This is a genomic window from Pseudomonas sp. SWRI51, from assembly GCF_014268825.1.
Classification (GTDB): Bacteria; Pseudomonadota; Gammaproteobacteria; order Pseudomonadales; family Pseudomonadaceae; genus Aquipseudomonas; species Aquipseudomonas farsensis.
In genome coordinates this window covers 1-18286 of record NZ_JABWRG010000022.1, presented here as the reverse complement: position 1 = coordinate 18286, position 18286 = coordinate 1, and the positions used below count along the sequence as shown (strand labels likewise).

General features: G+C 63.6%; 21 protein-coding genes. 11 read left to right on the top strand and 10 right to left on the bottom strand.

Features of this window, described 5'->3' with window-relative positions; all coding sequences use genetic code 11:
• The first annotated feature begins 82 nt into the window (after positions 1–82).
• On the top strand, positions 83–1231 hold the full coding sequence (locus HU720_RS09810) for a GGDEF domain-containing protein (protein ID WP_186519563.1): 1149 nt from the start codon (positions 83–85) through the stop codon (positions 1229–1231).
• A 278-nt stretch (positions 1232–1509) separates the two neighbouring features.
• Here HU720_RS09810 and HU720_RS09805 read toward each other — a convergent pair whose 3' ends face one another.
• The gene (locus tag HU720_RS09805; RefSeq protein ID WP_186519561.1) at positions 1510–1653 is read right to left on the bottom strand and encodes a hypothetical protein; all 144 of its coding nucleotides are present in this window, start codon (positions 1651–1653) and stop codon (positions 1510–1512) included.
• Between the two features lie 35 nt (positions 1654–1688).
• Complete coding sequence (locus HU720_RS09800) at positions 1689–2153, bottom strand: hemerythrin domain-containing protein (protein ID WP_186519559.1); 465 nt, start codon at positions 2151–2153, stop codon at positions 1689–1691.
• 227 nt (positions 2154–2380) lie between these two features.
• On the opposite strand from HU720_RS09800, the gene HU720_RS09795 reads away from it, so the two are divergent.
• Complete coding sequence (locus tag HU720_RS09795; RefSeq protein ID WP_186519557.1) at positions 2381–2674, top strand: DUF6555 family protein; 294 nt, start codon at positions 2381–2383, stop codon at positions 2672–2674.
• Between the two features lie 54 nt (positions 2675–2728).
• Here the strand turns inward: HU720_RS09795 and HU720_RS09790 are convergent, their stop codons facing one another.
• Complete coding sequence (locus HU720_RS09790) at positions 2729–3232, bottom strand: CinA family protein (protein ID WP_186519555.1); 504 nt, start codon at positions 3230–3232, stop codon at positions 2729–2731.
• A 164-nt stretch (positions 3233–3396) separates the two neighbouring features.
• Between HU720_RS09790 and HU720_RS09785 the strand changes: the two genes are divergently transcribed.
• From HU720_RS09785 to HU720_RS09775, 3 genes are all read left to right on the top strand, one after another.
• Complete coding sequence (locus HU720_RS09785) at positions 3397–3630, top strand: PLD nuclease N-terminal domain-containing protein (protein ID WP_186519553.1); 234 nt, start codon at positions 3397–3399, stop codon at positions 3628–3630.
• 9 nt (positions 3631–3639) lie between these two features.
• Positions 3640–3810 (top strand): hypothetical protein, encoded by a 171-nt coding sequence (locus HU720_RS09780; RefSeq protein WP_186519551.1) that lies wholly within the window; start codon positions 3640–3642, stop codon positions 3808–3810.
• Positions 3811–3991: 181 nt separating this feature from the next.
• A complete protein-coding gene (locus HU720_RS09775) occupies positions 3992–4516 on the top strand; it encodes a hypothetical protein (protein ID WP_186519549.1) in 525 nt (174 codons plus the stop codon).
• On the opposite strand, the gene HU720_RS09770 is transcribed toward HU720_RS09775, so the two are convergent.
• The 5 genes from HU720_RS09770 to HU720_RS09750 all read right to left on the bottom strand — a co-directional run bounded on the left by HU720_RS09770 (position 4504) and on the right by HU720_RS09750 (position 9279).
• Positions 4504–5604 carry an SMP-30/gluconolactonase/LRE family protein gene (locus tag HU720_RS09770; RefSeq protein WP_186519547.1) on the bottom strand — a complete coding sequence of 367 codons (1101 nt, stop codon included), beginning with the start codon at positions 5602–5604 and terminating at the stop codon, positions 4504–4506. The genes HU720_RS09775 and HU720_RS09770 overlap by 13 nt on opposite strands.
• Before the next feature lie 134 nt (positions 5605–5738).
• Positions 5739–6935 (bottom strand): chromate efflux transporter, encoded by a 1197-nt coding sequence (gene chrA, locus HU720_RS09765; RefSeq protein WP_186519545.1) that lies wholly within the window; start codon positions 6933–6935, stop codon positions 5739–5741.
• A gap of 32 nt (positions 6936–6967) precedes the next feature.
• The gene (locus tag HU720_RS09760) at positions 6968–7291 is read right to left on the bottom strand and encodes a chorismate mutase (protein WP_186519543.1); all 324 of its coding nucleotides are present in this window, start codon (positions 7289–7291) and stop codon (positions 6968–6970) included.
• 138 nt (positions 7292–7429) lie between these two features.
• Positions 7430–8353 (bottom strand): DNA-3-methyladenine glycosylase, encoded by a 924-nt coding sequence (locus tag HU720_RS09755; protein WP_186519541.1) that lies wholly within the window; start codon positions 8351–8353, stop codon positions 7430–7432.
• 68 nt (positions 8354–8421) lie between these two features.
• A complete protein-coding gene (locus tag HU720_RS09750) occupies positions 8422–9279 on the bottom strand; it encodes a LysR substrate-binding domain-containing protein (RefSeq protein ID WP_186519539.1) in 858 nt (285 codons plus the stop codon).
• Positions 9280–9570: 291 nt separating this feature from the next.
• On the opposite strand from HU720_RS09750, the gene HU720_RS09745 reads away from it, so the two are divergent.
• From HU720_RS09745 to metC, 6 genes are all read left to right on the top strand, one after another.
• Complete coding sequence (locus HU720_RS09745; protein ID WP_186519537.1) at positions 9571–10410, top strand: transporter substrate-binding domain-containing protein; 840 nt, start codon at positions 9571–9573, stop codon at positions 10408–10410.
• The gene (locus HU720_RS09740) at positions 10410–11144 is read left to right on the top strand and encodes an amino acid ABC transporter permease (RefSeq protein ID WP_186519535.1); all 735 of its coding nucleotides are present in this window, start codon (positions 10410–10412) and stop codon (positions 11142–11144) included. Before HU720_RS09745 ends, HU720_RS09740 begins: the two co-directional genes overlap by 1 nt.
• Complete coding sequence (locus tag HU720_RS09735) at positions 11134–11814, top strand: amino acid ABC transporter permease (protein WP_186519533.1); 681 nt, start codon at positions 11134–11136, stop codon at positions 11812–11814. Before HU720_RS09740 ends, HU720_RS09735 begins: the two co-directional genes overlap by 11 nt.
• A complete protein-coding gene (locus HU720_RS09730; RefSeq protein ID WP_186519531.1) occupies positions 11804–12622 on the top strand; it encodes an amino acid ABC transporter ATP-binding protein in 819 nt (272 codons plus the stop codon). The genes HU720_RS09735 and HU720_RS09730 overlap by 11 nt, the downstream gene beginning before the upstream one ends.
• Before the next feature lie 23 nt (positions 12623–12645).
• Positions 12646–13236, top strand: a complete 591-nt coding sequence (locus HU720_RS09725; protein ID WP_238337667.1) for a cysteine dioxygenase family protein — start codon at positions 12646–12648, stop codon at positions 13234–13236.
• A 154-nt stretch (positions 13237–13390) separates the two neighbouring features.
• Complete coding sequence (gene metC / locus HU720_RS09720; RefSeq protein WP_186519526.1) at positions 13391–16090, top strand: cystathionine beta-lyase; 2700 nt, start codon at positions 13391–13393, stop codon at positions 16088–16090.
• 31 nt (positions 16091–16121) lie between these two features.
• On the opposite strand, the gene HU720_RS09715 is transcribed toward metC, so the two are convergent.
• Both HU720_RS09715 and HU720_RS09710 read right to left on the bottom strand, forming a co-directional pair.
• Positions 16122–17285: a PAS domain-containing sensor histidine kinase gene (locus HU720_RS09715; RefSeq protein WP_186519524.1), complete on the bottom strand. Its 1164-nt coding sequence runs from the start codon at positions 17283–17285 to the stop codon at positions 16122–16124.
• The gene (locus HU720_RS09710; protein WP_186519522.1) at positions 17272–18084 is read right to left on the bottom strand and encodes an alpha/beta hydrolase; all 813 of its coding nucleotides are present in this window, start codon (positions 18082–18084) and stop codon (positions 17272–17274) included. The genes HU720_RS09715 and HU720_RS09710 overlap by 14 nt, the downstream gene beginning before the upstream one ends.
• Positions 18085–18286: the final 202 nt, after the last annotated feature.

Below are 18286 nucleotides of genomic sequence, written 5' to 3'. Positions count from 1 at the left end.
TTTAGATATCATCGGCGCAGCTAAAATCCCTCCCAGCGCTTACAATCACCCACCGCACCAAACGTTACAGGCAGCTCTTTCCATGGCGTTCGACGCTTTCACCATGCTCACGCTCACTATCGCCCTGGCGGCCGCTGCCGCTTTGTACCTGGCCGTTGAGTGGGGCAGTGTGCGCGAGCCTTCGCTGCTGTGCTGGAGCGCAGGTTTTGCCACTATCAGCATCGGCTCAAGCCTGGCGCTGATGCGTGGCAGCGGCTATTTGTTCATCGGTATCTGGTTTGCCAACGGCATGTTGGTGTGCGCCCATTGGCTGTTTCTGCTGGGCGTTTCAAGGTTTACCGAGACGCGCTTGTCCAGGGCCTGGTACCTGGCGATACCCGCATGGGGCGGGTTGCTGCTGCTGCCGGACTGGCCGCAGTGGTCGAAGACCTTTCTGGTGGTGAACTCGCTGCTGGTGGCGCTGTTGACGCTGCATGCCAGTGTGCTGTTGCGCCCGCACGGCAAGTCGCTGAGCGTGGGGGCGGTGCAGTTGCGCTATGTGTTGCTGCTGCACGGTTCGTTCTACCTGGCCAAGACCTTGCCACCGTTGGTGCCTGGCACCTTCATTGATTTGATGGCGTTCCGCGGGCTGATCATCCAGATATCGCTGGTCGAAGGGGCCATGGCGATCATGCTGATCGCGCTGTCGATGACCGGCACTGTGCGTTACCGCCGCGAGGAGCGTATCGAGCGTTTGGCAGCGCGTGACCCGCTGACCGCGCTGTACAACCGCCGCGCCCTTGAAGTCCGGGCGCCCAGCCTGCTTGCCACGGTGACCCCGGTAAGCCCGGGGGCATTGTTGCTGATCGATATCGACCATTTCAAACTGGTCAACGACTATCACGGCCACCCTGCGGGGGACCGCTTGCTGATTGCCTTGAGCGAGATGATTCGCAGCCTGTTGCCGGAGCGGGCGATTGCTGCGCGGCTGGGGGGTGATGAGTTCGTGATCTTGCTTGGCGGTGCTTCGCGGGTGCAGATCGAGGCGCTGGCAACCACCTTGCGCCGCCAATTCCAGCAGTTGGCGGCGCAAACCTGTATTACGCCGGAACCTGTGACCTTGAGTATTGGCGCCAACCTGTTCGACCGCCCGCCGGCAAGCCTGGCTGCGTTGATCGAACAGGGCGACGTGCTGCTGTATGCCTCCAAGCGCAGCGGGCGTGACAGCCTGCAGTTGGTGGACAGCCTGTAGCGCGCTGCTGCGTTGAATCCTGTGGGAAATGACAGGAGTTGTGGCGAGCGGGCTTGTCCCGCGTTGGGCTGTGTAGCAGCCCTGAAAACCCAAGGGGCTGCTGCGCAGCCCAACGCGGGACAAGCCCGCTCGCCACAAGGAGATATTTCTGGCGAGAATAGGCGTGTACAACACCATAGAATCTCCAGCAAGACCGCGTCGCTTTTGGACTTGCGGGAGCTGGCGACAGCCTGCGATGTGGCCCGAACAGGCGTGCACCAGCCTTGAGACCCTAGCGATCAACCATCCGACTGCTCTTCAGGCGGCACCTGGCCCTCGGGCCACTCCGGTGCTTCTGTTTCAGGCGCAGGTTTGGGCACAGGCTCACCAGGGTCTTGCGGGACGTCATCAACATACGGGTCGGGGTGCTTGGGGTCGGCCATGATCGGCTCCTCGGTGGGCGGCATTCAGGGTTGGCTCAGGCGGCGCGTTGCTCGCCCTTGAGCAGTTTTTTCTGCGCCTCCATGGCTTGGCCCATTTCCTCCAGCGCGTCTTTGCCCAACAGCTTGCGGGCCGTTGGAAACAACTCGCTTTCCTCTTCCTCGATATGGTGTTCGAGCAGCTCCTTCATTACCTTGACGCGGCCGGCAAATTCCACGGTGCCCGTGTCGGTTTCCAGCAGGTCCGGCATCACCAGCGAATCGACGGTGCGGTGTTCTTCCTTGGCTTCGTAGTACATCTTGGCTTCTTCCTTGCCACCGGCCTGTTTGATCGCTGGGTACAGGATGTCTTCTTCAAGTTGCGTGTGAATGCGTACTTCCTGCTCGATACGCTGCAGCAACTCGGCGCGTTTCTTTACCGCGCGCTCGGTAGTGGCCGACAGTTCTTCGAGCAGTTTCTTCACCAACTTGTGGTCGTTGATCAGCAATTCGATAGCATTCATGAAGCACCTCTGCGGGCTGGGTTGAAATCACGGTTGCCTAGGGTGGAGTTGGGCGCAAACCGCAAGGTTCAAAGAGGATGATCACCGGCAGGCGTCTGGTACCCACCACGCGGTGGCACAGGGAAAACCGGCGGTGGCAAAAGGCCGTATGACCAATTGGTCAAATTAAGTGAATTTTTTCTGCACACGCTTGCTCCATTGACCGTGAATCGATGGAGGAGAGTCCGATGGCGGGACAGCAACTGTATGTGATCGAGTACGAGCTACATGGGGAATTCCGGACTTTCATCATCCGGCTGGAGCGCATGGACAATGCCGAAGCCTGGCATTGGGCAAGTTGTGACGCCGGGGTGGGGATCATTCCCAGGTTCGGTCAGCACAAGATCAAAAAGGTCAGCCGGCCCATGGCCGAGCGCTATGGTTTAGCCAATGTGCGTTGGCGCCCATCAGGGCAGGGCCCGGAGTTCGTGGCGCCACCGGTGGATGTGAAGAAATTCTCGACCACCATGGATGACGCCTGAGTCAAACCCTTGCCGGGGGATGCGCAATCCCCTGGCCTTGTGACTACCGCTGCATCACGCCCGTTCACCGCGCAGCCACCGCTGGTGGTAATGGGCAAGCTTGCCTAGCCCGTACAGTGCACCTTGGTGCATGACTTCTTCGCGTGTGCCAAAAAAACGCTGAGTGCGAGTAAACACCGCCAGTGGCTCCCCGGCGAATGCCCAGGCAAAACACAGGGTGCCCGGCGCCACGCCACCTTCGGGCGCAGGCCCGGCGACGCCTGTCGTCGCAATGGCAACCGTTGCCTGGCTGTCCTTGAGCGCGCCGAGCGCCATTTCACACGCCACCGCCTCGCTGGTCAGGCCGTATCGCTCGATGGTGACCGGGCTGACCCCGAGCAAACGCTGTTTGGCGCTGGGGGCGTAGACCACATAGCCACTCTCAAGCACCTCACCGGTGCCAGGTACTTGCGCCAGCAGCGCGACCATGCTGCCGGCGGTGCAGGATTCGGCGGTGGTCAGCATCAGATTGTTGGCCTTCAGGTAGTCGAGCGTTTGCAGTACGGGGGCCGGCGCCATGGTGCGTTCTCGCGAGTTGTTTTGCGATGGACGTGGGATTCGGGGCAATGGTTCAGTGCAGATGGAGCGGCGGTAGGCGACCTATGGGCAGTTGCCCTGAACTTTGTGCAGGCCGGTGGCTTCCTCTAATGACCGAGGCAAAACCCCAAACAGGAGCACCGATCATGAATGAACCCGTGACGTATTTCTGGATCGCCCTGGTGGTGATCATTTTGTTGGTCGACTTGTGGGCAATTGTCAGCGTGTTTCGCAGTGACAAGTCCGACGCTACCAAGATCATGTGGGCGTTGGTGCTGGTTGCGTTGCCTGTGGTCGGCCTGGGTATCTGGGGCATCGCAGGGCCACGCGGCATCAAGCGCGGCACCGGGCCCACGTCGCCAGAACACAGCAAAGGTTAGGAGGGCACCATGAGCAAGCTTGGCCAAAAAACAGACACACAAGGTGAGCAGGAGCGAGACAACGACGCCCGGCGCCCGGACGGCTCTACCGGTACGGGCCATGATTCCACCGCGCAGAAAGCTGCGCGGGGGCACGGCGAGCGCAAGCCGAAGGATCCGGACCGGGCTTGGCAGAAGTAGGGTTGGCCTGCTCTGTGCCCGTTGTGGCAAACGTGCTGTTCGTGGCGAGCCCGCTCGCCACGTAAGCCGTGTTCCGCACGATAACGAGAGGGTGGGGCGGTTAACCAGTCAGCCGATTGCACTGAATCTTTGCCCCTGCCCATGCTTCTACTTCAGGTCACCCTGTTATTGGAGGCTGCGCGTGCCGCGGATCATCACCCCGACCACCCCCGAAGAGGAGGTCAACGAACACAATGCCCGGATGTTTGGCTCGCCCAAGGAGCGGCTGGACTTCTATCGGCGCGAGATCCAATACGAAACCAGCATCCTGGCCAACCGCACTGACGCCTACCTTGCCGCGCAGTCCTTCCTGGTCATCGCCTTTGTGTCGGCCATGGGCAACCTCAACGAAAGCTGGGGCGAGATGTTCACCCTGATGGTTCCAGCGTTCCTGGCAGCGCTCGGCGTGCTCAGCTCGCTCAACGCCTGGCCAGGCATCCGCGCGGCCTACCGCATCATCGATCACTGGCAGGTCAAGCAAAGCAACCTGCTGCTCAGCGAGCCGCTGATGGGGCTTGCGTATGATGAATCGCCGTTGTTCAGCGAAGCCGAAACCTCCCGCGACGGGCACCGCAAGTCGCTGATGTTCTCGCTGCGCACGCCGTGGATCTTCCTTGGTTTCTGGGTGCTGTTGGGCGGCTATGCAGTGTTCATTCAGCTGGCCTGAGTGCTCGGCAGCCTTGCGCCGCGCGTATTGACGTACAGCGCATAGATCGAGCGGGAACTGGCCATGAACAGGCGGTTGCCAGCAGCACCGCCGAAGCACAGGTTCGCGCAGCGCTCCGGCAAGTGGATATGGCCGATAGCGACCCCTTGCGGGTTGAATACCCGTACCCCATCGAGCAGCTCCGGGTTGGCTTCTTTAACGCCCGGGCTGCCCCAGCCGCACCACAGGTTGCCGTCTTCATCGCACTTCATGCCGTCCAGCGCGCCGAAACCTGTGCCCTCGATGTGCTTGCGGCGCTCGCCCAGCGTGCCGTCGGCATTGACCGTATAAGCCCACACCAGCCGATTGGGCTTGGCGCGTGCCTCGATCACATACAAGGTTTTTTCGTCAGGCGAGAAACACAGGCCGTTCGGCCCGGAGAAGTCCTTGATGACCTGCGTTACCTTGAGGCTCTGGCCGTCAATCCGGTACACAGCGTCCGGCAGCTCTGGCTTGAGCTTGTGGCCCTCATAGTTGTTGCCCATCTGGAACGGCGGGTCGGTAAACCACACCGAACCATCGCTCTTGACTACCACGTCGTTGGGCGAGTTGAAGCGTTTGCCTTCGAAATGGTCGGCCAGCACCGTAATGCTACCATCGTGCTCGGTGCGGGTGACGCGGCGCCCTTCGCTGCTGGTGGTGGAGCCTTCGCAGACGATCAGGCGGCCCTGCAGGTCGCGGGCCAGGCCATTGGAATAGTTGGAGTTGTGCCGGTAGACGCCCAGGCTTTCGCTGATTTCGTCCCAACGCATGATGCGGTTGTTGGGTACGTCACTGAACAGCAGGTAACGTCCGTCGCCCACCCACAATGGGCCCTCGGCCCAGTACATGCCGGTGGCCAGGCGCTCGACGCCGGCGTTGAAGATGCGGTACTGGGTGAAGCTGTCGTCTATCACCTCGATCATCGGATCGGGGTAGCGCTGGCTGATGGGCTCGCCTGCAAGGGCGATACGCGGCAGGCTGGCAGCGCCAGCAGCAACGGCTGCCAGGGTCAACGATTGCTTCAGGAAGTGACGGCGGTCTGGGGACGGTGACGGGCGAGAGGGCATTGGGAAATCCTGATTGTTCTTATAGGGACGCTCCGGCTGAGGCGCGCGGCTAGCCAGCCGGGTGCGCGAGCAATCATCAGGATTTTTGCAAGTCGCGTCAAATGACGTCGTACAACTAGGTGCTGGATCGGGCTTTAGCTACCGCTCATCAACAGCCCGCCCAGCAGGCCGCCGCACAGCACCACCAGCCAGGGTGGCAGCCTCCAGAACATCAAGGCAACCAAGGCCAGTAGCGCCAAGGCAATGTCTTGCGGTGTGTGAATCGCAGTGGTCCACACCGGCCGGTAAAGAGCCGCCAGCAACAGCCCAACCACCGCCGCGTTGACCCCGACTAGCGCCGCTTGCGCGCGCGCGCTGCGGCGCAGCAGCTCCCAGAACGGCAAAGCCCCCATCACCAGCAAAAACGAGGGCGCAAAAATAGCCAGCAGGCTAATGACGCCACCCAACCAGCCGCTCGGTGCCTGGTTCATCGAGGCTCCGAGAAAAGCTGAAAAAGTGAACAGCGGCCCAGGGACCGCCTGCGCTGCGCCATAACCTGCCAGGAATGGATCGCTGTCGACCCAGCCTGAAGCCACTATTTCAGTTTGCAACAGCGCCAGCACGACATGCCCGCCACCAAATACCAGGGAGCCGGCGCGGTAGAACGCGTCGACCAGCGCTACGAGCTGGCTGGGGAATGCTTGCGCCAGCAGCGGTAGGCCGACCAGCAGGCCTGCGAACAGTGCCAGCCAGACGATGCCTGCACGTCGGCTGATGGTGAAAGACAGTGGCTCAGGGGCATCGCCTGGCTGCGGTTTGAACAGCCACAGACCGATAAGCGCAGCGCTGGCCATGGCTCCCAGTTGACCCATAGCGCAAGGAACCAGTAATACCAGGCAGGCCGCCAGCACCATCAAGGTGATCCGCGGCCCGTCGGGGCACAGCGTTCGCGCCATGCCCCAGACCGCCTGGGCGACGACCGCGACGGTTACCACCTTGAGGCCGTGCAGCACGCCCGTGGGCATGGCGTTGCGAAAGTTTGTCAGCCCCAGCGCGAACAGGATCAGCGCCAACGCCGAGGGCAGGGTAAAGCCCAGCCAGGCAGCCAGCGCACCGGCGTAGCCGGCCCTGGACTGACCGATCGCCATGCCCACCTGACTGCTGGCCGGGCCCGGCAAGAACTGGCAAAGGGCAACCAGGTCGGCGTAGCTGCGCTCACTCAGCCACTTGCGCCTGACCACGAACTCGTCGCGAAAATAGCCCAGGTGTGCAACGGGACCGCCGAAGCAGGTCAGCCCCAGGCGCAGGAAAATCACAAATACCGCCCAAGGGCTGCGTTGCGCATCGGTCATGGGGCATCTCAGAAGTCATGCCGTTAGTAGTCTTAAAGCTGCGCGGATCCGGGGAGACGAGCGGGTGCGTCTTTGCCTGCGTGGATCTGCAATTCCTGCGCGATGAACGCAGCGATCATCGCCCGATACACTTTTTCAACCACGTCTGAACTGGCCCCGGATTCCACGGCCATTGCGCGAACTTTGCCGATCACCTGCTCAACCCGAGCCGGCGCCCGCACGTCATCGGTGGTCTGCTTGAAGGCCGCAGCCTGGTTGACCAGATTGCCGCGTCTTGCGAGTAGGGCGACGATCGAACGGTCGATTTCATCGATGTGTTGCCGGACTTCGTCCAGCGAGGTGCAACGTACTTCCATGTGCAGGGCTCCGTTTCGAGTGTCTGTGCGCTTGGGAGAGTGCCACAGTGTGACGTATTCTGCGCACGTTCCACATCTCAGGTCCGAGGGATCGAGCCATGTCTGTTTTGCTGCCACTGTAGCGCGCAATTGCGCGCTTCATCCCCCACGCGCAGCACCCAGCTGATCTGCAATTTCGTTCCACAGGTGCATCGCCACATAAGCCCGCCAAGGCCGCCAGCTTTCGGCATGCCGGGCCTGGCTGGCCTTGCTTGCAAGCGCGGGCAGGCGTCTGCTGATGGCCTGCATCAGCACCAGGTCGGTGCCTGGCCATGCGTCTGTGTCGCGCCAGGCGCGCATCGCCACATATTCCACGGTCCACGGGCCGATGCCGGGCAGGCCGAGCAGTTGGCGGCGCAGGGTTTGCGTGTCGGGTTGCTCGCTGTCGATCAGTAATTCGCCCTGGGCAACCACACTGGCAAAATTCTGCAGTGCAGCGACACGCCGCGTCGGCATGCCGATACGGTCCAGATTGGCTTCAGCGACCGCCTGCGGGGTGGGGAAGTGCCAGGGGATGCCCAGGTGGGCGGGGGCGTTGGCCGGTATGCCGGTGCGTTCGACCAGGCGGCCGGTGATGGTGGTCGCGGCCTTGACGCTGACCTGTTGGCCGATGATGGTGCGCACCACCAGCTCAAAGCCTGACCAGGCACCTGGCACGCGCAAGCCGGGCGCTGCGTCCACCAGCCCGGCCAGCCAAGGGTCCTGGGCCAGGCCCTGGCGCACCGCCTGCGGCTGGGTGTGCAGGTCGAACAGCCGCGCCAGGCGTGGCTGCAGCTCGGCCAAGGCGCGGCTGGCTTCGCCGTCGACGCGTACGATCAGGCAGTCGCGGGCAGGGTCTCGGTGCACGCTGAGCAGGCCATCGCCGCTGGCAAGCCTGAGGGTGCGGTAGTAGACCTCGCCCTGCACGGTCTCCACGCCGCCGGTGGCGCGGCCGGTGAAAAAGCGCAGCATGCGCGCCCAGTCCAGTGGCGGGGTGAAGGGTAGCTCCAGTTCGTCGGTGGGCTGGCCGGCGATGATCTTCATCAGTGCCTCGGGTCAGTGGCGAGCGTGGCGTTGACCATGCAGCGGTTCAACGGCGATTGCAACCGCAGCTAAGCGCTGGCATTGCTGCGCAGCATCGCGTAGGCCTGGCGGACCAGCGGGTTGACCGTGTTGGCCCGTACCCAAAGGTAATAGGTAACGTCCGGCAGCGGCGGCAGCCCATCGCTTTGCCCCAGCACGCGCATGTCCGGCCCGACCATTTCCTGGCTGCGTGCCGTGACGCCCAAGCCTGCGCGAACCGCCGCCTTGACGCCAATCAGGTTGGATGCCCGATAGGCCTGGCGCCAGGCGATGCCGGCCTGTTCCAGCGCCTCCAGCGCAAGCTTGCGATACAGGCTGGGCTCGTCCACCAGCACCAGTGGCAGAGGCTCGCCGGGGAGGTGCTGGTACTGCGCTGCGCAAACCCACCACACCGGCGAGGTGCGCAAGGCAAAACCCTCAAGCCCAGGCGCGGTGCGGGTCGATATCACCATGTCGATCTTGCCGCGTTGCAGGTCGTCCATCAGAAAGGGGCTGCGACCGACGTCGATTTCCAGGCGCAACCTGGGCGCCGAGCGGGCGATATGGCTGAGCAAAGGCGGCAGGATGGTGTCGGCGATATCGTGCGGTGAGCCGATCCGCAATACGCCGCTTGGCCCGTCCTGGCGCAGGCCAGCCAGGGCTTCGTCGTTGAGCGCGAGCATTTGCCGGGCATGGCGCAGCAGTTGCCGGCCAGCATCGGTCAGCGACTTGTGGCGGCCTTGCTTGCGCAACAGCGTTACGCCCACCTGTTGTTCCAGGCGCTGCATGTGCTGGCTCACCGAGGCCTGGGTGCGCGCCAGGTGGCGGCCGGCTTCGGCAAAGCTTGGGTGGTCGGCGATGGCGACAAAGGTGCGTAGCAGTTCAAGGTCCAGGGCGGGTTCGGTCATTGGGTGGGGCCTGTGGTTATTTTGGCTCGCTATCGCGGGGCAAGCCCGCTCCCACGTTTTACATCACGGGGTAGCGCTAAAGCATAAAGATTTGTTATGTGTTTGTCGGCGCTTGTGGAATGGATCAATAGTGGAAGCCTTTATTTACCGGCTTATAACCGGATTTTTTAATGGCTATAACCTGACAGTTATAACGATAGTCGTTATTTGAATTTCCCCTTGCCCCGGCAACTTCCTAGCATGCGCCCTCATTGGCCGGATGTTCCGGCTGCCGGGATGAGGAACCCCACCATGTCGCTGTCCACCGTCGCCCGTCGCGGGTTGTTCGCCACGCTGCTCGCCAGCTCCACCTTGGCCGCCAGCGGCCTGGCCCAGGCCGATGCCACCCTGGACAAGATCCAGCAGCGTCACAAATTGTCGGTGGGCGTGGTGCTGTCGGGCGGGCCGTTCGGCGCTATCGACCCGGCCACCCGTGAGCCGGTGGGCTTCAGTGTTGACTTGGCGCGCGATCTGGCCCGCCAGCTCGGCGTGCCAGTAGACCTGGTTGCCGTGCAGCCTGCCAACCGCGTGCAGTTTTTGCAGCAGGGCAAGGTCGACCTGCTGATCGCCAACATGGAATGGACGCCAGAGCGCGACAAGCTGCTAGGCCACGTGCCGACGCCGTTCTACCGCGTCGGCGGCACCGCCGCGCTGGCCAAGGGCAGCCCGGTAAAAACCTGGGCCGACCTCAAAGGCCAGCCGGTGTGCACCTCCCAGGGCAGCAGCTACACCCAGGCGTTGCTCGACCTGGGCGCTGACCTGAAAGCCTTCAAGACCTCGGCCGAATCGCTGTTGGCCCTGCGCGGCAACAACTGCGTAGCTGCCGTGCACGATGCCACACTGATCAACCCGCTGCTGGCAAAGGGCGGCGAGTGGAGCGGTTACCGCGCCCTGGCCCCTGAGCTGAACCCGGCGCCATCAGTTATCTGGACCCGTCTGGGCGAAACCGACACCCAGCAACGCCTGGACCCGTTCGTCAAGCAATGGCACCGCAGCGGCTGGCTGATCGAGCGTGAGCAGGCCAACCACATCACCCCAGCATCGCCTGCGCTGGTTGAACTGCGCGCCAAACTGCAGGGCGAAGGCGCCTGATGAGCGAGCTTTTGCACGTTCTGGTCGGGCAGTTGGCCCGGCTCGGACTGAACTACAGCTTTCTGCTCGAAAGCCATGCCAGCGGCAAGCTGCAGGACGGCGCGCTGACCACGCTGTGGCTGTGCCTGTGGAGCATTGTCGGCAGCCTGCTGGTGGGCGTGCTGCTGGCGGCGGCCGTGACCTCGGCGCGGCGCTGGTTGCAGTGGCCGGCGCGGGCGTTTATCGAAGTCACGCGCAATACGCCAACTTTGGTGCAGCTGTACTGCGCGTTTCTGATGCTTAACATGCTGATCAACCAGAGCCTGGGCAACGCCAACCCGATGACACCTTTCGCCTGGGTGGTGCTGGTGATTTCGCTGCACAAGGGCGCGTTCCATGCCGAAGCGCTGCGTGCAGGTATCGAGGCAGTGCCTGCGGTAACCCTGGAAGCCGCCAGCTCACTGGCCTTCAGCCGCCGCCAGCAGTTGTTCCAGGTGCAGTTGCCGCTGGCGGTGCGTTTTGCCTTGCCGGCGCTGGTCAACAACCTGATCGACCTGGTGAAAATGACCGCCGTGGCCTCGGCCATCGCCGTCAACGACATCACCTACGCCTCGATCATGATCTGGACCCAGGGCGATAACGTCATCGAGCTGATGATCCTCATTCTGGCCTTCTACGGGCTGCTGAGTTTTGCCGTCAACTGTGCCGGCCGCGCTGTGGAAGCGCGCCTGAGGATGCCTGGCTATGGCAACTGAACACCTTGCCACCTTGTGGCACTGGGCACCGACGCTGGGCATGGGCCTGCTGCAGAATATCCAGATGAGCGTCGGCGCCATCGGCCTGGGCACGCTGCTGGGGCTGCTGGTGGGCCTGCTGTTGCTCTCGCCATTGGCGCCAGTGCGGGCGCTGGCACGGCTGTGGGTGCAAGTGTTTCGCAATGCGCCTTGGCTGGTGCTGATCTATTTCACGTCTTACGTATTCCCGTTCGATATCCAGGTCGGCAGCACCTGGGTGGCCTTCCCTGATTGGCTCAAGGTCACCGTGGGCCTGGCATTGCCAGCCAGCGCCAACGTGGCAGAGATTTTTCGCGGTGCGGTGGCCTCGATCCCGGCCACACAGTGGGAGGCTGCGCGTTCGCTGGCCTTCAGCCGTGGGCAGATCTTGCGCTCGATCATTTTGCCGCAATGCCTGCGGCGCATGCTGCCGCCTTGGATGAACCTGTACGCGGTGGTGACCATGGGCACGGCGCTGGCCTCGCTGGTGGGTGTACACGACCTGATCGACAGCGCACAGATTGCCGCCAACACCGTCAACCGCAGCGGTTTCACGGTGCTGGTGTACTTCAGCGTGCTGGCGTTGTTCTTTGCCTATTGCTACCCGATCGCCCGCCTGACCCAACGCCTGGAGCGCCGCTATGCCTTCTGAACCTTTGATCCAGCTGCGTGACGTGCACCTGGCATTTGCTGACAACCCAGTGCTGCGCGGCATCGACCTTGACGTGCATAAAGGCCAGGCGGTATCGATCATCGGCCCGTCGGGCTCGGGCAAGTCGACCATTCTGCGTTGCCTGACCGGCTTGTTGCGGCCCCAGCTTGGCAGCATCCGCATTGGCCAGACCCAGGTCGATCAATTGCGCGGTGAGGCCGAGCTGATCGCATTGCGCAAGCAGGTTGGCTTTGTGTTCCAGCAGTACAACCTGTTCCCGCACCTGAGCGTGCTCGAAAACCTGCTGATCGCCCCGACCAAGGTGCTTGGCCGCAACCGCAACGAGGCCCGTGAGCAGGCCTTGGCGTTGCTCGACAAAGTGCGGCTGGGCCACAAGGCGGCGGCCTTTCCCGGTGAGCTGTCGGGCGGGCAGCAGCAGCGCGTGGCAATTGCCCGGGCGTTGGCGATGCGGCCAGAGCTGATCCTGTTCGACGAGGTCACCTCGGCGCTGGACCCGGAGATGGTTGGCGAGGTGCTGGCGGTGATCCGCGAGCTCACCGAAGAGGGCATGACCTGCGTGCTGGTCACCCATGAGATGCGCTTTGCCGAGGAGATCAGCGACCAGGTGTATTTCACCGAGCATGGCCGCATCGTCGAGCACGGCAGCGCTGCACAGATATTTGGCGACCCGGTCCACGAGCGCACCCGCACCTTCCTGCAGCATGCGCTGGGGCAGGGCGGCCAACGCCCAAGCCGCCCGGCGCCCGATGTGTACCGCAACCTGGGGCGCTACAGCCTCAGCGTATGACCCATAACCAGAGAACCCCAGCTATGTCCCGTGAATCCGTGATTCAGCCGTTTCTGGCGCAGGTGCGCGCCATCCATGAGCGTGGCGTCGACCGCGCGGCCTTGCAGCAGATTGTCAGCCTGCTCGAGGGGCTTGCCGAGCACCGCGAGCTGTTCAACTTCGAACGCTTCCCGGCGCCGGATGCCGCGACCGGCGAAACGCAGTTCCGCTACCGGTTGAACGACGACGGCGAGTCGCCAACGCTGTATGTCAACTCGCTGCTGCCCGGCAAGGCGACCCTGCCGCATAACCATGAAACCTGGGCGATTATCGTGGCCGTGGAGGGCCAGGAACTGAACCGCGTGTACCGCCGCGAAGACGATGGCCGGGACCCGGCCCGGGCAAACCTTGTGCTGGAGCGCGAGGTGGTGGTGCAGCCGGGTACGCCGGTGGCGTTTCTCGGTGAAGACCTGCATGGCATCCGCGTGGAAGGCGACAGCCCGACCTTGCACTTTCACCTGTACGGGCGGCCGCTGGAGTCGCTGGAAAACCGCTACGGGGTCAAGGACGACGGCAGCGTGGTGAACTACAACAAGTCGCAGATGGCGCCTTCGATTGCTGCATACGGGCTGTGAAGCATCGCGGGGCTAGCCCGTTCCCACAGGATGGCGTGAAGTCTGCGCCTTGCGCTGTCCCTGTAGGAGCGGGCTTGCCCCGCGAAGAGGCCGGCCCAGCCACAACAGTCTCCCAACTTGAACCCCACCCCCCAACGACCACGGACTGCGTCCCATGACCCCCAGCATCACCCCCGCGCTGCTGCACACCTGGCTATTCGACGGCCAGGAAATCGCCCTGTTCGACCTGCGCGAGCATGGCCAGTACGGCGAAGCTCACCTGTTCTATGCCGTCAACCTGCCGTACAGCCGGCTGGAAATCGAAGCACCGCGCCTGGCGCCGAACCCTGCGGTGCGGGTGGTGATCTACGACGCTGACGGCGGCGAGCTTGCCCGGCGCGGCGCCGAGCGTCTGCAGGCGCTGGGCTACAGCGCCGTGCACAGGCTCGAGGGGGGCAGCGAGGGCTGGCAGGCGGCGGGGTTCGAACTGTTTGCAGGGGTGCACCTGCCATCGAAGGCCTTTGGCGAGCTGATCGAGCATGCCTGCCATACGCCGCGCATCAGTGCGCAGGAACTGGCCGAATGGCAGCGCCAAGGCAAGCCGCTGGTGCTGCTTGACGGCCGGCCGCTGGAGGAGTTCGCCAAGATGAACATCCCAGGTGCCACGTGCTGCCCAAACGGTGAACTCGCTTATCGGCTGGAGGACCTGGTCAGCGACCCGCACACGCCAGTGGTGATCAACTGCGCCGGGCGAACACGCAGCATCATTGGTGCGCAGACGTTGCTCAACCTGGGTATCGACAACCCCGTGTATGCCCTGGAAAACGGCACCCAGGGCTGGTATTTGGTGGACCTGCCGCTGGAACACGGCAGCGCTCGCGCTTACCCCGCGCACAGCGGTGCGGCGCTGGCGCGACAGCAGGCGCGGGCCGATGCTTTGGCGCGCAAAGCCGGTGTGCAATGGGTGACGGCTGCGCAAGTGCGCCAGTGGCAGCAGCACGCGCAGCGTACGCTGTTTCTGTGCGATGTGCGTACCCCTGAGGAATTCGCAGCCGGCAGCCTGCCGGGCGCCCAGCATTGCCCTGGCGGGCAGTTGATCCAGGGCACTGACCTGTACCTGGGTGTGCGCAAGGCGCAGGTGGTGCTTTTTGATGACGATGGCGTGCGAGCACCGGTAGTGGCCAGTTGGTTGCGGCAGATGGGCCACGAGGCGTATGTGCTGCAAGAGGGGCTGGCCAGCGGGCTGGCGTTACCGGTGGCACCGGCGCTTGCGGTAACGTTGGCCGAGGCCAGCGCCGGCGAATTGGACGGTGCGTTGCTGCTGGATCTGCGCCCGAGCACGGCGTTCCGCAAAAGCCACTTGCAGGGCGCGCAGTGGGCCATCCGCCCCCATTTGGCGGCGCAGGTCATTGCAGAAACACGACGCCTGGTACTGATCGCCGATGACCCGCGCGTGGCTGAGCTGGCCATTAGCGAGCTGCCTGACGCCCAGCGCCAGTCAGCGCGGCTGTTCCCTCGGTCGCTGCTGGCCGACTGGCCGTCCGTCGAAGGCGATGACTCACTCCCGGACGCCGCCCGCATCGACTTCCTGTTTTTCGTGCACGACCGCCATGCCGGTAACAAGGACGCCGCTCGCCGCTATCTGGCGTGGGAAACCGGGTTGATCGCGCAGATGAACGCCGCCGAGACGGCCAGCTTCAGCCCTTTGACCGAAGGCGACCCTGTCGCTACCCGCCTGGTGCATGGCGGGCGTGGCGAACCGGGGCAGGGGGCGCACCCGGTAAACGTTCCAGTCAGCCGCATGAGCACGGTGTTGTTCGACAGCGTCGCCGACCTGCGTGCGGCACGTGGCCGGCGTGACCAGGAGCGGGTGCTCAGTTACGGCGCCCGAGGCAACCCCACCGCCTTTGCATTGGAGGACCTGGTCAGTGAGCTTGAGGGCGGCCACCGCACCAAGCTGTTTGCAACCGGGCTTCAGGCAATCACCCAGACGTTCCTCGCCTACCTGCGCCCCGGCGACCACTTGCTGATCAGCGATGGCGTGTATGGCCCGGTGCGACGCCTGGCCCGCGAGCTGCTGCAGCCGTTCGGCGTGCAGGTGGAGTATTTCGCAGCAGACGGCCAAGGCCTGGAGGCCGCATTGCGCGCCAACACCCGCATGGTTTACAGCGAGAGCCCCAGTTCGTTGCTGTACGAGCTCAATGACTTGCCAGCCATGGCGGCCTTGTGCAAACCCCGCGGCATTCTGCTTGCCGTAGACAACACCTGGGGTTCGGGCTACCTGTACCAGCCGCTGGCCTTGGGCGCAGATATTTCGGTGATGGCGCTGACCAAGTATCTGGCGGGTCATAGCGATGTGATGATGGGGAGTGTGTGTACTACCGCAGACGCATTTGCTGCCTTATCGCGCAGCAGCGACACGTGTGGTTGCACGGTCAGCCCGGATGATGCCTGGCTGGTGCTGCGCGGTGCGCGCAGCCTGGCCAGCCGCATGGCGGTGCATGAGCGCCAGGCACTGGAAATCGCCAGTTGGTTGCAGGGCCATGAGCAGGTCGCGCGGGTTTATCACCCGGCCTTGCCTGGTCACCCGGGGCACGTGCTGTGGCAACGCGACTTCAAGGGCAGCAACGGGCTGCTGAGTTTCGAGCTGGCAAGCAACCGCCCCGGCTGCGCTGAAGCCTTCGCTGATGGTTTGCGCTTGTTCGGCATTGGCGCCTCGTGGGGCGGCTTCGAAAGCCTGGTAATGCTCGCAGAGCCAGGTGATCTGCAGTTCGCTGCGCCGCTGCACGGCCCGTTGCTGCGCCTGCATGTGGGGTTGGAGGAGGTGGGGTCGTTGCGAAGGGACCTGCAGCAGGCGTTGGCGCGGGCGCGCTGAGGCGCCTTGGCATCGCGCTGTTTGAGCCGCTCTACAACGGCAGCCGGATGCTGAAGGTCGTGCCATACACCGCACAGGAACGCACGCTGACCTCACCGCCGTGGGCCTCGCTGAGCTCCCTGACGATAAACAGCCCCAGCCCAACCGAACGCACAGTGTCAGCGCGGTCGCTGGCGCGGGTCATGGGTTCGAACAGGCTTGGCAGCAGGTCCTGGGGGATGCTTAGGCCGTGGTTGTGCACGGTGATCAGCGCCGCGTCAGCACGCAGGTCGGTGGTCAGGGTGATCGGGTAGTTCAGGTCGCCGTAGCTCACGCCGTTGGCCACCAGGTTGCCGACCATCTGCTGCAAGCGGTCCGGGTCCAGATTGACCTGGCCTTGCCCGCGAGCCAGATGGCGGATCGAGGCATGGGCAAAGGCCACGCGCAGCTCGCCCAGGCCCTGCTCGACGGTTGCTTGCAAGTCGACCCGTTCGCGGCGAATGCTGATGCCTTGGCCGATTCGGGCCGAAGCGAAGTCGAGCAGGTCGGCGATCATCCTCTGGGCACGTTGCGAGGAACTGGCAATGCTCTCCAGCAGGCGTCGGTCCCGCTCGCGGTGTTCCGAACGCTCCAAAAGCTGTGTGGCCATGCGGATGGCGGTCAGTGGGTTCTTCAGGTCATGGCTGGCAATGGCCACCATCTGCTCGGCAAACACGGCGCGGCGCTCGGCGCTCTGGTAGGCGGCGGCCAGCTCTTGCTGGGCCTGCTGCAGCGCGCCTTCGGCCAGGGTCTTCTGCGAAAGCAGCTCTTCGGCGCGGCGGCGCGCGTTGAGCAGTTCGCGCTCGTAGCGGTCGCGTTCCTGGGTGCCGAACAGCGCCAGTTCGTAATACACCCCGTGCTCATCGTCGCGGCGCACGCCGTTGAGCAGCATGGTGATGATCTGGCCGTCACGGTGCATCAGGTCGAGCTTCACCTCAGCCACCGAGCCCTGCATCTTCATCAGCGGCGCCCAGTGGGTCTGATGGAAAATGCGCCCGCCCATGGTCAGCAATTCCTGGAACCTGCGCCCCAGCAGCGTTGCGCGCTCAACGCCGAGCCAATTGTTGAAGGTGTCGTTGCTGCGCAGCATGGTGCCATCTTCTGTGGTCACCACCAGGCCGCAGGGGGCCCGTTCGAACAGGGCGTCGGCACTTGGCAGGTGGCTATCCATGGGCATGCGCCCATTGCGCCAGGAACCCGTCCATGGCCTCTGAACACGCGGTCGGTGCGCTCATGTGCGGGCAATGGCCAATATTGTCGATCATGCACAGTTGGCTGTTTGGCAACACCCCGTGCAGGTAGTGGCCGACGGCAACCGGGGCGATCATGTCTTCGGTCGATTGCAAGATCAGCACCGGAGTTTCAAGGCCGGCGATATCCTGGCGGTTGTCCGATAGGAAGGTCACGCGGGCAAACTGGCGGGCGATTTCCGGGTCGGTCCGGCAAAAGCTGTTAGCCAGCTCGTCGCTGAGCGCCGGCTGCCCAGGGGCGCCCATGATCACCGGGGCCATGGTGCTGGACCAGCCAAGGTAGTTGCTGTCCAAGGTCTCCAGCAGCGAGTGGATGTCGGCCTGGGTGAAACCGCCGACGTAGCCGTCGGAGTCGATGTAGCACGGCGAGGGCCCGACCATCACATGGGCGGCGATGCGCCCAGGCTGCTGGCGGTCGGCGAGGGCGCCGATCATGGCGCTGACCGAGTGCCCCACCACGATCACCGGGCCCACGGCAAAGGCGTCGATGAGTTCGTTGAGGTCCCGCGCGTAGCCGTCCAGCGCTGCGTACTTGATGCGGTCGTAGGCGCTGAGTTCGGAGCGGCCGGAGCCGACCAGGTCATAGGCGACAACGCGAAAATGCTGGCGAAAATGCGGCAGCAGGTAGCTCCACATCGACTGGTCGCAGCCAAAACCGTGGGAAAAGATCAAGGTTGCACTGCCGGTACCCGATACCTGCACGTTGTTTCGCTGCTGTAGATTCATGCCGGTTCCAAGGGTGGAGCAATGTGAGCAATGTGAAATGCCGTGTGGGGGCGCTGCTGCGGTGTTTGTGGGAGTGGGCTTGCATCGGTTATGTGCCACCCCGCACCGGCCTCATCGCAGGCTGGCGCCAGCTCCCACAGAGCTCGCCCATCCCCATATCGATGCCGTCTACGCGGTCAGTGTAGGAGCGGCCTTGTGCCGC

What these genes read in the sequence shown, in the direction of transcription:
- HU720_RS09770 (WP_186519547.1), bottom strand. Translation starts at nt 5,604, where the DNA reads ATGCCCTCTCGCCCGTCACCGTCCCCAGACCGCCGTCACTTCCTGAAG.
- HU720_RS09740 (WP_186519535.1), top strand. Translation starts at nt 10,410, where the DNA reads ATGAGCGAGCTTTTGCACGTTCTGGTCGGGCAGTTGGCCCGGCTCGGA.
- HU720_RS09710 (WP_186519522.1), bottom strand. Translation starts at nt 18,084, where the DNA reads ATGAATCTACAGCAGCGAAACAACGTGCAGGTATCGGGTACCGGCAGT.
- HU720_RS09745 (WP_186519537.1), top strand. Translation starts at nt 9,571, where the DNA reads ATGTCGCTGTCCACCGTCGCCCGTCGCGGGTTGTTCGCCACGCTGCTC.
- HU720_RS09715 (WP_186519524.1), bottom strand. Translation starts at nt 17,285, where the DNA reads ATGCCCATGGATAGCCACCTGCCAAGTGCCGACGCCCTGTTCGAACGG.
- HU720_RS09810 (WP_186519563.1), top strand. Translation starts at nt 83, where the DNA reads ATGGCGTTCGACGCTTTCACCATGCTCACGCTCACTATCGCCCTGGCG.
- HU720_RS09750 (WP_186519539.1), bottom strand. Translation starts at nt 9,279, where the DNA reads ATGACCGAACCCGCCCTGGACCTTGAACTGCTACGCACCTTTGTCGCC.
- HU720_RS09725 (WP_238337667.1), top strand. Translation starts at nt 12,646, where the DNA reads ATGTCCCGTGAATCCGTGATTCAGCCGTTTCTGGCGCAGGTGCGCGCC.
- metC (WP_186519526.1), top strand. Translation starts at nt 13,391, where the DNA reads ATGACCCCCAGCATCACCCCCGCGCTGCTGCACACCTGGCTATTCGAC.
- HU720_RS09735 (WP_186519533.1), top strand. Translation starts at nt 11,134, where the DNA reads ATGGCAACTGAACACCTTGCCACCTTGTGGCACTGGGCACCGACGCTG.
- HU720_RS09760 (WP_186519543.1), bottom strand. Translation starts at nt 7,291, where the DNA reads ATGGAAGTACGTTGCACCTCGCTGGACGAAGTCCGGCAACACATCGAT.
- HU720_RS09730 (WP_186519531.1), top strand. Translation starts at nt 11,804, where the DNA reads ATGCCTTCTGAACCTTTGATCCAGCTGCGTGACGTGCACCTGGCATTT.
- HU720_RS09785 (WP_186519553.1), top strand. Translation starts at nt 3,397, where the DNA reads ATGAATGAACCCGTGACGTATTTCTGGATCGCCCTGGTGGTGATCATT.
- HU720_RS09805 (WP_186519561.1), bottom strand. Translation starts at nt 1,653, where the DNA reads ATGGCCGACCCCAAGCACCCCGACCCGTATGTTGATGACGTCCCGCAA.
- HU720_RS09755 (WP_186519541.1), bottom strand. Translation starts at nt 8,353, where the DNA reads ATGAAGATCATCGCCGGCCAGCCCACCGACGAACTGGAGCTACCCTTC.
- chrA (WP_186519545.1), bottom strand. Translation starts at nt 6,935, where the DNA reads ATGACCGATGCGCAACGCAGCCCTTGGGCGGTATTTGTGATTTTCCTG.
- HU720_RS09790 (WP_186519555.1), bottom strand. Translation starts at nt 3,232, where the DNA reads ATGGCGCCGGCCCCCGTACTGCAAACGCTCGACTACCTGAAGGCCAAC.
- HU720_RS09800 (WP_186519559.1), bottom strand. Translation starts at nt 2,153, where the DNA reads ATGAATGCTATCGAATTGCTGATCAACGACCACAAGTTGGTGAAGAAA.
- HU720_RS09795 (WP_186519557.1), top strand. Translation starts at nt 2,381, where the DNA reads ATGGCGGGACAGCAACTGTATGTGATCGAGTACGAGCTACATGGGGAA.
- HU720_RS09780 (WP_186519551.1), top strand. Translation starts at nt 3,640, where the DNA reads ATGAGCAAGCTTGGCCAAAAAACAGACACACAAGGTGAGCAGGAGCGA.